At 73.5% G+C, this 15,462-nt stretch carries 9 protein-coding genes; 4 read left to right on the top strand and 5 right to left on the bottom strand.

Annotation, left to right across the window (positions count from 1 at the left end; all coding sequences use genetic code 11):
- Nucleotide 1: 1 nt before the first annotated feature.
- Together J5X07_RS05640 and J5X07_RS05635 are read right to left on the bottom strand one after the other, a co-directional pair.
- Nucleotides 2-910, bottom strand: a complete 909-nt coding sequence (locus J5X07_RS05640) for a carbohydrate ABC transporter permease (protein ID WP_208478940.1) — start codon at nucleotides 908-910, stop codon at nucleotides 2-4.
- Nucleotides 911-993: 83 nt separating this feature from the next.
- Nucleotides 994-3,192 carry an alpha-galactosidase gene (locus J5X07_RS05635; RefSeq protein ID WP_208478939.1) on the bottom strand — a complete coding sequence of 733 codons (2,199 nt, stop codon included), beginning with the start codon at nucleotides 3,190-3,192 and terminating at the stop codon, nucleotides 994-996.
- A 258-nt stretch (nucleotides 3,193-3,450) separates the two neighbouring features.
- On the opposite strand from J5X07_RS05635, the gene J5X07_RS05630 reads away from it, so the two are divergent.
- Together J5X07_RS05630 and J5X07_RS05625 are read left to right on the top strand one after the other, a co-directional pair.
- The gene (locus J5X07_RS05630) at nucleotides 3,451-4,611 is read left to right on the top strand and encodes an ROK family protein (protein WP_280527795.1); all 1,161 of its coding nucleotides are present in this window, start codon (nucleotides 3,451-3,453) and stop codon (nucleotides 4,609-4,611) included.
- 198 nt (nucleotides 4,612-4,809) lie between these two features.
- Nucleotides 4,810-6,318: an NAD(P)/FAD-dependent oxidoreductase gene (locus J5X07_RS05625; protein ID WP_208478937.1), complete on the top strand. Its 1,509-nt coding sequence runs from the start codon at nucleotides 4,810-4,812 to the stop codon at nucleotides 6,316-6,318.
- 339 nt (nucleotides 6,319-6,657) lie between these two features.
- Here the strand turns inward: J5X07_RS05625 and gcvH are convergent, their stop codons facing one another.
- From gcvH to gcvP, 3 genes are all read right to left on the bottom strand, one after another.
- Complete coding sequence (gene gcvH / locus J5X07_RS05620) at nucleotides 6,658-7,050, bottom strand: glycine cleavage system protein GcvH (protein ID WP_124933415.1); 393 nt, start codon at nucleotides 7,048-7,050, stop codon at nucleotides 6,658-6,660.
- Between the two features lie 75 nt (nucleotides 7,051-7,125).
- Complete coding sequence (locus tag J5X07_RS05615; protein WP_124933414.1) at nucleotides 7,126-8,403, bottom strand: glycine cleavage system aminomethyltransferase GcvT; 1,278 nt, start codon at nucleotides 8,401-8,403, stop codon at nucleotides 7,126-7,128.
- A gap of 8 nt (nucleotides 8,404-8,411) precedes the next feature.
- Nucleotides 8,412-11,480: an aminomethyl-transferring glycine dehydrogenase gene (gene gcvP, locus J5X07_RS05610; RefSeq protein ID WP_243896509.1), complete on the bottom strand. Its 3,069-nt coding sequence runs from the start codon at nucleotides 11,478-11,480 to the stop codon at nucleotides 8,412-8,414.
- A gap of 179 nt (nucleotides 11,481-11,659) precedes the next feature.
- On the opposite strand from gcvP, the gene miaB reads away from it, so the two are divergent.
- Both miaB and nhaA read left to right on the top strand, forming a co-directional pair.
- Nucleotides 11,660-13,378: a tRNA (N6-isopentenyl adenosine(37)-C2)-methylthiotransferase MiaB gene (gene miaB, locus J5X07_RS05605; protein ID WP_208478936.1), complete on the top strand. Its 1,719-nt coding sequence runs from the start codon at nucleotides 11,660-11,662 to the stop codon at nucleotides 13,376-13,378.
- Between the two features lie 195 nt (nucleotides 13,379-13,573).
- Nucleotides 13,574-15,439 carry a Na+/H+ antiporter NhaA gene (gene nhaA / locus J5X07_RS05600; protein ID WP_208478935.1) on the top strand — a complete coding sequence of 622 codons (1,866 nt, stop codon included), beginning with the start codon at nucleotides 13,574-13,576 and terminating at the stop codon, nucleotides 15,437-15,439.
- The last annotated feature ends 23 nt before the right edge of the window (nucleotides 15,440-15,462 follow it).

The raw sequence follows: 15,462 nt of genomic DNA, 5'->3' as shown, positions 1-15,462 counted from the left end.
CTCAGTCCAGGTCGGTCTGGCCGGCGCGGGTCAGCCGGTACTGCAGGGCGGTGATGAGGGCCAGGATCACCAGCAGCCCCACCGCCATGGCGGAGGCGTAGCCGAACTGGAAGCGGCCGAAGGCCATGTCGTAGATGTAGAACTGCAGGACCCGGGTGGCGTTGACCGGTCCGCCCTGGGTGGTCACCGAGACCGTGTCGAAGACCTGGAAGGAGCCGATCATCGTCATGATGAGCACCAGTGCCAGGATCGGGCGCAGCAGGGGGACGGTGATGCGCCAGAACATCGTCCACTCGCTGGCCCCATCGACCTTGCCCGCCTCGTAGACGGTGCCTGGGATCGCCTGGAGCCCGGCGAAGATGAGCAGGGCCGTGTAGCCCACGTGCCGCCACACATTGATCAGGGCGATGGTGGGGATGGCCAGTGTGGAGGACAAGAAGTTGACGCTCTCACCGGTGAGCGCCTCGATGAGCTCATTGGTAATGCCCAGGGTGTTGTCCAGGATCCACAGCCACAGCATCGCCACCACCACATTGGAGACCAGGTAGGGGGTCAGCACGATCGAGCGCACCAGCGTCGACTGGGTCAGGCGCTGCATGAGCACGGCGATGGCCAGGGCCAGGATCGTCTGGATGCCGATGTTGATGACCACGTACTGCACGGTCACCTTCACCGCGTTCCAGAAGATCGCATCGCGGAACATGCGCTCATAGTTGGCGGTCCCGGTGAAGACCTCCGGGGTCAGCAGGTTGTACTCGGTGACGGACAGGTACAGGCCGCGCAGCAGCGGCCAGATGTAGAAGGCGATGAGGCCGATCGCCGCGGGCAGGATGAAGGCCAGGCCCAGCGCCGTGTCGGTGCGGGGGCGCCGACCGGCGCTGGGCGCAGTCAAGGATGAGGACGTTGACATTGGGTCTCCAAAACGATAGTGACCAGGCGGAGACGGGTTGGGGAGGCGAGCATCTCGGGCGCGGGCGGGCAGTGCGGCACGGCTCAGTCTACGGCACTCAGGCGCAGCAGGATGAGGTGGTCGGGGTGCAGGACCGGCAGGGCCAGCCCGGTGGTCGACAGGTAGGAGCCCGGCAGGACCACCCCCTCGCCCTCCATCCACGGCGCCCGCAGCGCCAGCTCGGGGTAGGCGGGGGCCGCCAGGCGCACGCGGTAGCGGCGCCGCGGGTCCAGCCCCGGCAGGGGCCGAGCGCTGGTGGGCCAGGTGGGCAGCTGGCCCAGGCAGGCGATCTGGAACAGCGCCTGGGACCCGTCCTGGGCGACGACGCCCTCGATCCGCAGCACCTCGTCCTCGGGCAGGTCGGCATGGACGACATCCCCCTGGTGCAGCAGGGGCCGCAGCTCCTTGTGCAGGGCGATGATGCCGGCCAGGCGCTCGCGGGAGGCGGTGTCGGCCCGGGTCAGGTCCCACTCCACCCCCATGTGGCCCCAGATGGCCGTGCCAGCGCGGAAGTCCAGGTCCAGCTCGCGCAGCGTGGTGTGGGCGCGCCCGGCCCCCACATGGGTGCCCACCAGCTCGGGGGGCAGCAGCAGGCTGGTGCCGCGCTGGATGTCCTGGCGGTCGTGGGCATCGATGCAGTCCGAGGCCCATACGCGCTGGGTGCGCTCTAGGATGCCCAGGTCGATGCGCCCCCCGCCGCCCGCGCAGGACTCGATCTCCAGCTCCGGGAAGCGCTCATGCAGTGCGTCCAGGAGCCGGTAGAGCGCCAGGGTCTGGTCGTGGACGGCGCCCGCCCCCTGCCGCCCGCAGGTCGGCTCGGCGGCGGCATGGCCGGTGGCCAGCAGGGGGGAGTTGTGGTCCCACTTGATGTAGTCGATGCCCAGGCGCTCGACCAGGGAGGAGATCGACTCGTAGAGGTAGTCCCAGGCCCCGGGGGCGCACAGGTCCAGGACCCGCTGGTTGCGGTGCTCGGGGGCGCCGCCCGAGGCGTCGGACAGCACCCAGTCGGGGTGGGCGCGCGCCAGGTCGGAGTCGAGGTTGATCATCTCCGGCTCGAACCACAGGCCGAACTCCATGCCCAGGGAGTGCACGTGCTCCACCAGGGGCTCCAGGCCCTGGGGCCAGGCCTCGGGGGAGACCTGCCAGTCGCCCAGGCCGGAGGTGTCATCGCGCCGGGAGCCGAACCAGCCGTCGTCGAGCACGTAGCGCTCGATGCCCACCTGGGCGGCGGCGTCGGCCAGGGCCTTGAGCTTGTCCAGGTCGTGGTCGAAGTAGACCGCCTCCCAGGTGTTGAGCAGCACCGGGCGCGGGCGGGAGGGGTGGGAGGGCAGGGACCGCAGCCAGGCGTGGCTGCGGTGGGCCAGGGCGTCGAGCCCCTCGCCCCAGGAGAAGACCGCCCAGGGGGTGGTGTAGGTCTGGCCGGGGCCCAGGCGGACCTCCCCGGGCAGGAGCAGCTCGCCGGCCCCCAGGAGCTTGCGGCCCGAGGCGGTGTGGAGGGCCAGGTACCTGCCATTGCCCGACCAGGCCAGGTGGACGCCGTGGACGCGCCCGCTGCGCCACCCGAAGCCCGTGGTGCCTGCGGCCATCCACGTGGCGGCGTCGTGCCCGGGCCTGCCCTCCCAGGACTCGCGCAGCCTGGTGCCGGGGGTCAGCTGGGTGCGCTGGAGCGTGCGCTCCAGGCAGTGGTGACCGCTCATGTCGACCACCTCCTGGGCCTCCTGGGGCAGGGGCATGACCGGTGTGATCTCGCCGATGAGAAGGTCCGAGTCCGCGCCGGTGCCCGCTCCGTGCGGGCCGCCCTCGGGGCGGTCGTCGCGCACCCAGGCGCGCAGGCGCACCAGGCCGCTGGGCTCCAGGCGCAGCTCGGTTCCCAGGGTCAGCAGGTTGCCGGCATCCCGTCCGCTGGAGCGCAGGATGTGAGTGGTGCCCGCCGGGCCCTGCTCGGTGGTGCTCTCATGCTCGACGGCCTCGGGGTGGGGGGAGAAGGCCGAGGAGTCGGCGCGCGAGAGCAGCACCGAGGGCCGGGCGCTCCATCCCAGGTGGGCCAGGGGCAGGATCGGCAGGTCGTTGGTGAGCCAGTGGGCGTTGCGGCCGGCCGAGCTGGCGCCGGCCCGCTGGAGGTCGGCGAGGTCCTCCTCGGGGACGGGGCCCAGGTCCGGGCCCCAGTGGCGCACCACGGGGAGGCGGTCGGGCAGCAGGTCGAGCACCAGGGAGGTGCCTGCATGGCGCAGATGGATGGTCATCGTTGTCCTTCCAGGGAACGGCAGGGCGGGCCGTCATTTCTTGTCAAGTGAAAATAACTGATGGATCCGCGTGGCGCAAGACCCGTACTATTCGGAGGATCGCAGGGCACGGCTGCGCCGCCGTGCCGCTCCCGCTCATCCGCCGCGGCCGCTGGCCGGCGTGGGGCGGGGCCACCAGCGCATGAGGAGGGAGAAGCGGTGCCCGCAGGGTTGTCACAGGGCTCGCCGGTCGCAGTGCCGTCGGCATCACCGACCCCGGTGGGGACGCGGGGCGCCCGGCCCGTGCCCGGGCGCACCCGGGGCCTGGGCTCCCGGGCACTGCTGGCCCTGGTCGCACACGGCCCGATGAGCCGGGCCGATCTGGGGGAGCGCCTGGGTCTGTCCCCGCCGACGACGACCCGCACGGTGCGCCCCCTGCTCGAGGCGGGCCTGGTCGAGGAGCACCCCGCCCGGGTCCGCAACGGGCCCGGACGGCCCACCATGCTGCTGGCGCTGGCCCCCGCAAGCGCCACCTTCCTGGGCATCAAGCTCACCGCTGACCGGCTCTACGCGGTCCTGACCGACCCCCTGGGCACGGTCCTGGCCCAGGACGTCCTGCCCCTGGAGGACACCGACGCGGCCAGTGTCGTGGCCCTCATCGCCTCGGCCGTCACCCGCCTGGCCTCGCAGCGCCCCGCACCCCCCGAGGCCATCGGCATCTCCCTGGGCGGCTCGGTGGTGGACCGCAGCACCGTCAACCGCGCCGCCTTCCTGGGATGGCGCGAGGTCCCCCTGGCCGCCGGGGTCGAGGCCGCCACGGGGATCCCCTGCACCGTGGCCAATGATGTGCGCGCCTTCGCCTATGCCGAGGCCTGGTTCGGGGCGGGGCGGGACAAGGACCCCTTCGCCCTGGTCACCCTGGGGGCGGGCATCGGCTGCGGCATCGTGGTCGGCGGCCAGGTGGTCTCAGGGGCCCGGGGGGCCGCGGGCTCGGTCGGGCATCTGCCCGTGGCCGCCGAGGGTCCGAGCTGCGAGATGGGGCACTCCGGATGCGCCCGGGCCCTGGCCTCGACCCACGGCATCTGCGCCGCCCTGGCATCGGCCCTGGGGCGCGAGGTCGGCCTGGAGGAGGCCCTGAGCCCCCCGCTGAGAGAGGACCGCGAGGTCCAGGGCATTCTGAGGCGGGCCGCCCGCGCGGCGGGGGTCCTGGTCGGCACCCTCATCGCCTTCGTCGAGCCCGAGCTGACCGTGGTCTCGGGGGAGGCCGTCGGCGTGGTCGAGGCCCACCGCGAGGCCTTCGACGAGGAGGTCTCACGGCTGCGGCACTGGATGTCCCACCCGGCCCCTGTGAGGCTGCGCCCCTTCGAGTTCGATGAGTGGGCCCGGGGCGCCGCTGCCCTGGCCGTCGAGAGCTGGGCGGAGTCGGTGGGCGGGCGCTGAGCCGGTGCGCCTGACCGGGGAGGCGAGCGCCACCGGGCGCGGTTGGGTGCTGCCGGGCGGCGGTGGGCGATCCGGGGCACCACTGGGCGCCGTCGGGCCCGGTGTGCGCGGCGCTCCGACGGCGGTGTGACGCGAACCATGACTGGGGACCCAGGGCGCGGCTGTGGCAATCACTAAGGGTGCCCTTAGATTGTGCGCATGAGTCGTCGTACCGCCCTCGTGCTGTCGGCCGCCGGACTGCTGACCGCCGGTGCCGCCCTCGCCCTGGCCAACCGCCCCGCCCGCCCCGCCGTCAGCCACCTTCCCACCCGGGAGGGCGGCCACCGTCCCCCGCGCGTGGTCATCGCCGGCGGCGGCTACGTCGGCTTCTGCACCGCCCGCGCCCTGCGCGCGCGACTGGGCACCGACCAGATCGAGATCGCCGTCATCGACCCGCGCCCCTACATGACCTACCAGCCCTTCCTGCCCGAGGTGGCGGCCGGCTCCATCCAGCCCCGGCACATCATCGCCGCCCACCGCCGCTCCCTGGACGGCTGCACGATCCTCACCGGATCGGTCACCGGCATCGATCACGCCTCGCGGCGCATCACCATCACCCCGCCGATGCCCGAGTCGACTCATGAGGCCCCCGAGCCCTACACCATCGGCTACGACCACCTGGTGGTGGCCCTGGGCGCTGAGGCCCGCACCCTGCCCATCCCGGGCCTGGCCGAGCAGGCCCTGGGCTTCAAGCAGGTCGAGGAGGCCCTGGCCCTGCGCAACCGCGTGCTCTCCCGCATCGAGGACGCCGCCTCCACCTGGGATGAGGAGCGCCGTCGGCGCCTGCTGACCTTCGTCTTCGTCGGCGGGGGCTTCGCGGGCGTGGAAGCCATCGCCGAGCTGGAGGACATGGCCCGGGCCTTCGTGGCCTCCATCGACTCGGTGGAGCAGGAGGATGTGCGCTTCATCCTGGTGGAGGGCTCGCGCCGCATCCTGCCCGAGCTGACCGAGGAGCTCTCCGGCTATGGCCTGGAGCAGCTGCGCGAGCGCGACATCGACGTGCGCCTCAACACCTTCCTCAACTCCTGCGAGAACGGCCACGTGGTGCTGTCCGACGGCAGCGAGTTCGAGGCCGACACCATCGTGTGGACCGCCGGCGTCAAGGCCGCACCGGTCCTGGCCGACTCCGACCTGCCCATCGAGGCCCGCGGGCGCGTGACCACCCTGCCCACCCTGCAGATCGCGCGCGACGGCGTCGTGATCCCCGGGGCCTGGGCGGCCGGTGACTGCGCCGCCGTGCCCGACATCACCAGCGACCAGGAGGGCGCCACCTGCGCCCCCACCGCCCAGCACGCGGTGCGCCAGGCCCGGCTCCTGGCCGACAACCTCGTGGCCACCCTGACGGCCCCCGATGACCAGGAGCCCGCGCTGACCGCCTACGCCCATGAGAACCTGGGCACGGTGGCCTCCTTGGGCATCGGCAAGGGCGTGGCCCGGATCATGGGCCGCAACCTGCGCGGATTCACCGCCTGGACCGCTCATCGGGGCTACCACGTCTATGCGATGCCCACGGTCAACCGCAAGGTGCGCATCATGATGGACTGGTTCGCCGCGGTCGTCTTCCGCCGTGACCTGGCGTCCTTCGGATCGGTGGCCCGGCCGGGGGCGGCCTTCGCCCAGGCGGCCCAGAATGACGCCAGGATCGCCGAGCGCCGTAAGGGCGCCTGAGCGGCGGTGCTGGTGGCGGGCGCTGGTTGGCCGCCCGGTCTGTGCTGCACATCTTCAAGGATGGTCCGGCTGGTGGATCCGCGTGATTCCGCGGTTGCGCTGGCCGGGGACGGCTTGGACGGGTCTGAAGATGTGCAGCGGAGGTCGGTGGCACATCTCCAGGCCGGCCCCGATGGGGAGGCGGCGTGGGGTGTGTGCGCAGAACGCGGGCATGTCTGCGGATTGCAGGGGATGTCTGCACAATAGTGGTCTCCCAGGGGTCCGAACTGCTGACAATCCCTGCGAACTGCAGACGATTCTGCGAAGCACGGGCGGGCCCGGCGAGCTGCGCGAGCCGCCTCAGTCGGCCAGGACCTCGGCGTCGAAGCGCTCGGCGTAGTCCTCGGCGCTGAGCAGCTCGCCCTCGCCGCTGACCTCGACGGTGAACAGCCAGCCGGCCCCGTAGGGGTCGGTGTTGATGACGGAGGGGTCCTCCTCCAGGGCCTCGTTGACGGCGACGACGGTGCCGTTCACCGGGGAGTAGAGGTCCGAGACGGCCTTGGTCGACTCCAGCTCGCCGCAGGCCTGCCCCGCGCTGACCTGACTGCCCGCCTCGGGCAGCTCGGCGAAGACCACCTCGCCCAGTGCATCGGCGGCCACGGCGGTGATCCCCACGCGGGCGGGGGAGGAGGAGTCGATCCACTCGTGCTCCTCGGAGTAGCGCAGATCGGGTCGAACGGTTTGACGCGCCATGGCGGGTGTCCTTCCAGTCGGTTGAGTCGGGCTTCCAGGAATGGGAGGGCCGGGGCCGGGCCCCATCGGGGCCGGTCAGCGCGGGCGCCTGTAGAAGGGCGCGGCGACGACGCTCATGGGCATGAGACGGCCGCGCACCTCCACGCTCAGCTCGGTGCCCACCGGCCAGGCGGGCTCCTTCGGGGAGTGCGGCGCCAGGCGGGCCAGGGCGATGGGGCGGCCCAGGGTGGGGGAGAGCAGGCCGGAGGTGACCGTGCCCAGGCGCCTGCCCGAGTCGTCCAGCACCGGGCACCCGGCCCGGGCGGCCCGCCGCCCCTGGCCCTCCAGGGCCACGAGCACCTCGGTGCCCTCCTGCCCCTCCCGCTCCTTGCGCTCCTCCAGGGCCGCGCGGCCCACGAAGCCGGGCCGGTCCAGGACCACCATGGCGCCCAGGGAGGCATCGAAGGGCGTGATGGTGCGCTCCAACTCGTGTCCGTACAGGGGCATGCCCGCCTCCAGGCGCAGGGAGTCGCGTGAGGCCAGCCCGCAGGGGGTGAGCACCGGCAGGCCGCCATCGTCCTGGGAGCCGCCGGTCGGGGACGCCTCCAGCCCCTGGGCGCTGGCGGTGATGACGCGCCACAGGTCCTCGGCGTCCTCCGCCCCGCAGAACAGCTCGAAGCCGTCCTCCCCGGTGTACCCGGTGCGGGCCAGCAGGATCGAGTGCCCGGCGGCCGTTGCGCGCACGGCCGCGTAGTAGCGCAGGCGCGCCAGGATCCCCGGCCCGCACAGCACGTCGGCCCCGCAGTCCTCATCCTGGGACTGCCCGGGCTCGGGCCTCAGGGCGGCCGGGATCCCGGCGCCCGACTCCACCACGCCCCGCAGGACCTCCTCGGCGCGCGGGCCCTGGACCGCCAGGAGCGCCGTGCTCAGGGAGATGTCGGAGACAGCGGCCTCGAAACCGGCGCAGCGCGCCGCCAGCTCGGCGGCCACCTGCTCCCGATTGGCGGCATTGGGCACCACGAGGAACTCCTCATCGCCCACGTGGTAGACGATGAGGTCGTCGATGATGCCGCCCTGGTCGGTGACCATCATCGAGTAGCGGGCCCGCCCCACCGCCACCGCGGAGATGCGGCCCACCAGGGCGTGGTCCAGGGCCTGGTCGGCGCCCGGGCCCTCGACCTTGACCTCGCCCATATGGGACAGGTCGAACAGGCCCGCGCTGGTGCGCACCGCCCGGTGCTCGGCCAGGTCCGAGCCGTAGCGCAGGGGCATCTCCCAGCCACCGAAGTCGGTGAAGACCGCCTCCAGCTCGCGGTGGACGGAGTGCAGGGGCGTGCGGCGGGGCTCGGGGCTCATCGGGGCTGGGTCGCTCATCTCTCTCCTCAGGTGTGGGCGCCGTCGTCGAAGGCCTGGGGCGGCGGGCAGGTGCAGGCCAGGTTGCGATCCCCGTAGGCGTTGTCGATACGGGCCACCGGGGCGAAGTACTTGTCGCGCTGCATGCCCTCCAGGGGGAAGGCCGCCTGACTGCGGGGGTAGGGGCGCTCCCACTCATCGGCCGCCACCTGGGCCAGGGTGTGGGGGCTGCGGCGCAGCACCGAGTCCTCCAGGGCCATCTGCCCCGAGCCCACCTGGTCGATCTCGGCGCGGATGGAGCGCATGGCGGCGATGAAGCGGTCGATCTCCGCCTTGGGCTCGGACTCGGTGGGCTCGACCATGAGCGTGCCCGCCACGGGGAAGGCCAGGGTCGGGGCGTGGATGCCGTAGTCGATGAGCCGCTTGGCCACATCCTCGGCGCTCACCCCGGTGGAGGCGGTCAGCCCGCGCAGGTCCAGGATGCACTCGTGGGCCACCCAGCCCCCGGGGCCGGTGTACAGGGTGGGGAAGCAGTCCTCAAGCTCCCGGGAGATGTAGTTGGCATGCGCGATCGCGCTCAGGGAGGCCCGGCGCAGATCGGCGTCGTCCATGAGGGCCAGGTAGGACCAGGCCAGGGGCATCACCCCCGCAGAGCCGAAGCGGGCCCCGGCCATGGGCGCTCCCTGGAACCCGGCGTCGGGGTCGCCCGGCTCGGCCGGCGCACTGCCCCGGGGGCCGGCGGGCAGGAAGGGGGCCAGGTGCTCCTTGACCGCCACCGGCCCCACCCCGGGGCCGCCGCCGCCGTGGGGGATGGCGAAGGTCTTGTGCAGGTTGAGGTGGGAGACGTCCCCGCCCAGGTCGCCGGGGCGCAGGAGCCCGCACATGGCGTTGAGATTGGCTCCGTCGATGTAGACCTGGCCCCCGGCGTCGTGCACCATCCGGGCCACCTGGGAGACCTGGGGCTCGAAGACCCCGTGGGTGGAGGGGTAGGTGAGCATGATGGCCGCCACCCGCCCCTCATTGGCCTCCAGCGTGGCGCGCAGGTCGTCGACGTCGATGGAGCCGTCGGCGGCCGTGGCCACGACGACGACGCGCATCCCGGCCCCCGCCGCGGAGGCCGCGTTGGTCCCGTGGGCCGAGGCCGGCACCAGGCAGGTGTCGCGCCGGCCCTGGCCGATGGACTCCAGGTAGCCGGCGATGGCCAGCAGCCCGGTGAGCTCGCCCTGCGCTCCCGAGGCCGGCTGGAGGCTGATCCGGTCATAGCCGGCCAGGCCCGCCAGGCGCTCGGAGAGCTGGGCGAGCAGGAGCCTCCACCCCCGGGTCTGGTCGGCCGGGGCGCAGGGGTGGATGCCCGCCAGGGCCGGCTCCAGCCACAGCGCGGACTCCGCGGCGGCATTGAGCTTGAGGGTGCACGAGCCCAGGGGGATCATCGTGCGGTCCAGGGCCAGGTCGCGGTCGGCCAGGCGCCGCAGGTAGCGCACCAGGGCGGCCTCGGAGCGGTAGAGGTGGAAGGAGGGGTGGGTCAGGCAGTCCCCCTGGCGCTCCAGGCCCGCGGGAAGGGGCAGGGCCCCGGCCGCCTCGGCCTCATCGGGGGACGCTCCCACCGCCCGGCCCTCCGCCCGCCCCGCTCCCGGGCCGTCCTGGCCGGTGAGAAGGGCGAGGAGCTCCTCGACGTGCTGCCCGGTGGTGGTCTCATTGGTGGACAGGCCCAGGTGGTCGGCGTCCAGCAGCCGCAGGTTGTACCCGCCCGCCGCGGCCCGCTCCAGGACCCGGGCGGCCCGGCCCGGCAGGCGGATGCTCAGAGTGTCGAAGAAGTCCTCGTGCTCCAGCTCCAGCCCGGCGCGCTGCAGCCCCAGGGCGATCTGGGCGGCCCGGGCGTGGACCCGCTGGGCGATGGCCCGCAGGCCCTCGGGGCCGTGGTGGACGGCGTACATGGCCGCCACCACCGCCAGCAGGGCCTGGGCGGTGCAGATATTGGAGGTGGCCCTCTCCCGGCGGATGTGCTGCTCGCGGGTCTGCAGGGCCAGCCGGTAGGCCGGGGCGCCCTCGGCGTCGCGCGAGACCCCGACGATGCGCCCGGGCAGCTGGCGCTGGAGGCGCTGGCTGACGGCCATGTACCCGGGGTGGGGGCCGCCGAAGAGCAGGGGCACACCCAGGCGCTGGGCCGAGCCGACGGCGATATCGGCGCCGATGTGCCCGGGGGCGCTGAGCACCGTCAGCGCCAGGGGGTCGGCGTCGACGGCCACCAGGCCGCCGCGCTCGTGGACGGCCTCCACCGCGGCGGCCAGATCCTGGATCGCTCCGCGCGTGGTGGTGTGGGCCAGGACGGCCCCCAGCAGGGGCGGTGCGGCCGGGGAGTCCAGCAGGCCGCCGGTGATCCGCTCGACGTCGGCGAGCACGCAGTCCAGGCCCAGGGCCCGGCAGCGGGCCCGGGCCACCTGGAGGCACTGGGGGTGCAGCCCGGCGTCGAGCACCACGGTGCCCTCCGCACGGCGCGAGGCCCGGGCCATGAGCATGGCCGCCTCGGCCACGGCCGTGGCCTCATCGAGCAGGGAGGCGCAGGCCACCGGCAGGGCGGTCAGTTCGCTGATGACGGTCTGGAAGAGCAGCTGGGCCTCCAGGCGCCCCTGGGAGATCTCCGCCTGGTAGGGCGTGTAGGCGGTGGTCCAGGCCGGGTTGCCCAGGATGTCGCGGGCGATGACGGCGGGGGTGTGGCAGGGGTGGTAGCCCTGGCCGATCATCTCGATGTGGGGGTCGTTGAGGGCGGCCAGCCCGCGCAGGGCCTGGACGGCCTCCGGCTCGCTCAGGCCGCCGCTGCCCGCATTGGCCGGGTGGGCGCGCCCGGGGGGATCCAGCACCGCCAGGCCCGCGGGGATGACGGCCGCGGCCAGGGCCTCCAGGCCGGCCTCGGAGCCCGCCCCGCCGGCCCTCCCCGCGTCCGCCGCCTCAGCCCGCCCAGGGCGGTCCTGGATGCCGAGGCGCTGGAGGATCGCGGCCATCTCCGGGCCCGCCGTGCCCAGGTGGCGGGAGACGAAGGGGGCCGGGGCGGTGGCGCCCCGATCGGCACGTCGATGGGCCATGAGAACCTCCGGGGTCATGAGACGCCTGTCATCATAAACGCAGATCCGCCGGCCCGGGGATCACGTGGGGGAGCGTGGCTGCCGGGACGGCGGGCGCTCCTGGGGCTGGACCCGCCGTCCCGGGCAGCCCGTGCCTCCGGTCACGAGTGGGGCGGCCCGCTGGGCTGATCGTGCCCGCGGCCCTAGAATCGCGCGCGATGACGATCACCCCCTCCGCAGCCCCACCGGCCCCGCAGGCCCCCGGCGCTGCCAGCGCGCCCCTCCTCGACGCCCGTGCCGCCGGCGGCCCGGGCGGGCCCGCCCGCACCTACCACGTGCGCACCCTGGGCTGCCAGATGAATGTCCACGACTCCGAGCGCATGGCCGGCCTTCTGGAGGCCGCCGGATACCGGCGCGCCGAGGAGGTGCCCGAGGCCGCCGCCCGGGCCACCCGCGCCGGCGACGGGGGAGCCGACGTCGTCATCCTCAACACCTGCTCGGTGCGCGAGAACGCCGCCAACCGCCTGTTCGGCAACCTGGGCCAGCTCGCCGCGGTCAAGCGCGAGCGCCCCGGCATGCAGATCGCCGTGGCCGGCTGCCTGGCCCAGCAGATGGGGCAGGGGATCGTCGAGCGCGCCCCCTGGGTGGACGTGGTCTTCGGCACCCACAACCTCGATGTGCTCCCCGCCCTGCTGGAGCGGGCCCGCCACAACGCCGAGGCCGCCGTCGAGCTGGAGGAGTCCCTCAAGGTCTTCCCCTCCACCCTGCCCACCCGCCGCGAGTCCGCCTACGCCGCCTGGGTCTCGGTGGCCGTGGGCTGCAACAACACCTGCACCTTCTGCATCGTGCCCTCCCTGAGGGGCCGCCAGCGCGACCGGCGCCCCGGCGAGGTCCTGGCCGAGATCGAGGCGGTGGCCGCCCAGGGCGCCATCGAGGTCACCCTCCTGGGGCAGAACGTCAACTCCTACGGCGTGGGCTTCGGGGACCGCGGCGCCTTCGCCAAGCTCCTGCGGGCCGCCGGCGCCGTGGAGGGCATCGAGCGGGTGCGCTTCACCAGCCCCCACCCGGCGGCCTTCACCGACGACGTCATCGAGGCCATGGCCACCACCCCCGCGGTCATGCCCAGCCTCCACATGCCCCTGCAGTCCGGCTCCGACGCCGTCCTGCGGGCCATGCGCCGCTCCTACCGCTCCGAGCGCTTCCTGGGGATCCTGGAGCGGGTGCGCGCCCGCCTGCCCCACGCGGCCATCACCACCGACATCATCGTCGGCTTCCCCGGGGAGAGCGAGGAGGACTTCGAGGACACCCTGCGGGTGGTCGAGCAGGCCCGCTTCGCCTCGGCCTTCACCTTCGAGTACTCCCCGCGCCCGGGGACGCCCGCGGCGGATCGCCAGGACCAGGTGCCGCTGGAGGTCGTCAAGGAGCGCTACCGCCGCCTGGACGAGCTCGTGCGCCGGATCACCCACGAGGAGAACGCGGCCCAGGAGGGGCGCGTCGTCGAGGTGCTCGTGGCCGAGGGGGAGGGGCGCCGCGATGCCACGACCTGCCGGATCTCGGGGCGAGCCGAGGACAACCGCCTGGTGCACCTGGCCCTGCCCCCGGGGCTGGACCCCCGGGACCACGCCGGGGGCGCCCCCCGCCCGGGCGACATGGTCAGCGTGCGCGTGACCCACGGCGCCCCCCACCACCTCATCGCCGACTCGGCCCTGTGCGGCGCCGGGGGACCCGTGGGCGCCGCCGGCACCGCGGGATCACCCGGGGACCGCCTGTGGCTCGACGACGGCCCGGCCCTGTTCCAGGTGCGCCGCACCCGGGCCGGGGAGGCCTGGCAGCGCCGGCAGGCCGAGGCCTGCTCCACCCCGGAGCCCGACACCGCGCCGGTGGCCATCGGCATGCCGGCCATCCGCGTGGGCGCCCCGGCGGGCCGGGGCCGCTGAGCCGGCCGGGCCCGCCGTCGGCGGTGAGCGCCACCACTGCCGCGTGCTGCGGGGCACGCGGATCGGGCCTGCTCAGGCGCTGGAGCGGCCACATGAGGGGTCCCGGAGCGCCTACCATCATGGCTACTCGTCCCGGGCCGCGGCTGGTGGGTGCGCTGCCAGACGCCGCAGGCCGTCCGCCAGGAAGGAGCGCAGGTGAACTCTGCTGCACGGTCCGGCTCCGCAAGCCTCGCCGAGTCCGTTGACGCCTATCTGCGTCGTCGCCGCCGCTGGCGGGACGTCCTCACCAGCGAGACCCACGCCGCCGCGGCGCTGGCCCTGGCCACGCTCGCGGCCCTGGTGTGGGCCAATGCCGGTGAGAGCTATCACGCCTTCTGGGGCACGCGCCTGTCCCTGAGCGTCGGCCCCCTGGGCGTGGACCTCACCGCCCACGAGTGGGTCAACGAGGGGCTGATGACCGTCTTCTTCTTCCTCGTGGGCCTCGATGTCAGAAGGGACTTGACCCTGGGGGAGATGCGCCTGCCGGGGCGCGCCCTGCTGCCCGCGGCGGCCGCCGTGGGGGGCCTGGTGGTGCCCGCCTTCATCTACCTCATCATCGCCATGGGCACACCCGGTCTGGGCGCCTGGGGATCGGTGATCTCCACCGACACGGCCTTCGCCCTGGGCATGCTGGCGCTCATCGGCCCCAAGCGGGCCCCGCGCCTGCGCCTGTTCCTCCTGGCCTTCGCCGTCATCGACGACATCGGCGCCCTGGTGGTCATCGCGCTGTTCTACACCGCCTCCCTCGACCTGATCGCCCTGGCAGTGGCGGCCCTCGGCCTGGCGGGCGTGTGGGCCCTGGCCCGCTGCGGCGCATGGCGCGCGCCCCTCTACCTGGTCCTGGCCGGGGTCATCTGGTACGCCCTCCACCGCTCCGGGGTGCACCCGACCCTGGCGGGCGTCCTCATCGCCATGCTCCTGCCGGTCTACTCCGTGCGCAGTGAGGACGTCAACGGCGCCGGTGAGCTCGCCCGGCTCTACCGGCAGTCCCCGGCCCCGGGCACCGCCGCGCTGCTGCGCGAGGCGCTGGCCTACTCCATGCCCATGAACCAGCGGATGTCCTTCCTGCTGCTGCCCTACGTCAACTACGTCGTCGTGCCCCTGTTCGCCCTGGCCAATGCCGGGGTCACACTGAGTGCGCAGTCCCTGGACGCCGCTTTCGCCTCGCGCATCACCTGGGCGGTCATCATCGGCCTGGTGCTGGGCAAGCTCGTGGGGGTCACCCTCGGTGCGGCCCTGGTGCTGCACATGGTGCCCTCATCGCGCCTGCCCGGCCTGGACCTGCCGCGCATCATGGGCATCGGGGCCCTGTCGGGGATGGGCTTCACCATCTCCCTCCTGGTGGCCGGCATCGCCCTGGACGAGGAGGCGGTGCGCGATCAGGCCCGCATCGGCGTGCTGTGCGCCTCGGCCGCCGCCCTGGCCCTGGCCGCGCTCATCTTCCGGATCTCGGACTACCTCAGCCCCCTGCCGCCGTCACCGGGCCAGCGGCTGCGCCGCGGCGTCGATGAGGGCGTGGACCTGACCACGGGGGATCCCCGCGCCCCCCACACGCTCATCAACTACGCCGACATGAGCGACGAGGACCGCTGGCGCCTCATGGAGGCCCTCCACGGCATCGCCCACCTGCGCGACGCCGGCCAGGTGCGCCTGGTCCTGCGCCACAAGCTCTCCGGACCCGAGAGCCTGCTGGCCGCGCTGGCCCTGGAGGCCGCCAGGCACCAGGACAAGTCCCGCCTGTGGCCCTTCCACGACGCCCTGGCCAGGCTGTGCGGGCAGGTGACCCCGAGGACCATCACCCGGGCCGCCCAGGAGGCCGGCCTGGATCCCCACGCCCTGTGGGAGCGCATCGACTCCGGGATCGATGAGCCCAAGGTGCTCAAGGACGCCCTGGAGGTCGAGGGGCTCACCGAGGGCGGCGGCCCCGTGGTCTACATCGACGGTGAGCGATTCGAGCACCTGCTCAACCGCTGGACCTTCTCCGAGGCGCTCAACGGGATGTGGGAGAAGGAGCCCGGCTGAGGACGGGACTGTGATCGAGACTG

This window comes from Actinomyces bowdenii, assembly GCF_017592395.1.
In the GTDB taxonomy this organism is placed as follows: Bacteria; Actinomycetota; Actinomycetes; order Actinomycetales; family Actinomycetaceae; genus Actinomyces; species Actinomyces bowdenii.
Note: the sequence above shows the minus strand (reverse complement) of the source record. Positions and strands in the feature narration are given on the sequence as shown.

Excerpts from the sequence above, each read along its gene's own strand:
- J5X07_RS05640 (WP_208478940.1), bottom strand. The coding sequence starts at position 910 with ATGTCAACGTCCTCATCCTTGACTGCGCCCAGCGCCGGTCGGCGCCCC.
- J5X07_RS05635 (WP_208478939.1), bottom strand. The coding sequence starts at position 3,192 with ATGACCATCCATCTGCGCCATGCAGGCACCTCCCTGGTGCTCGACCTG.
- J5X07_RS05625 (WP_208478937.1), top strand. The coding sequence starts at position 4,810 with ATGAGTCGTCGTACCGCCCTCGTGCTGTCGGCCGCCGGACTGCTGACC.
- gcvH (WP_124933415.1), bottom strand. The coding sequence starts at position 7,050 with ATGGCGCGTCAAACCGTTCGACCCGATCTGCGCTACTCCGAGGAGCAC.
- J5X07_RS05615 (WP_124933414.1), bottom strand. The coding sequence starts at position 8,403 with ATGAGCGACCCAGCCCCGATGAGCCCCGAGCCCCGCCGCACGCCCCTG.
- gcvP (WP_243896509.1), bottom strand. The coding sequence starts at position 11,480 with ATGACCCCGGAGGTTCTCATGGCCCATCGACGTGCCGATCGGGGCGCC.
- miaB (WP_208478936.1), top strand. The coding sequence starts at position 11,660 with ATGACGATCACCCCCTCCGCAGCCCCACCGGCCCCGCAGGCCCCCGGC.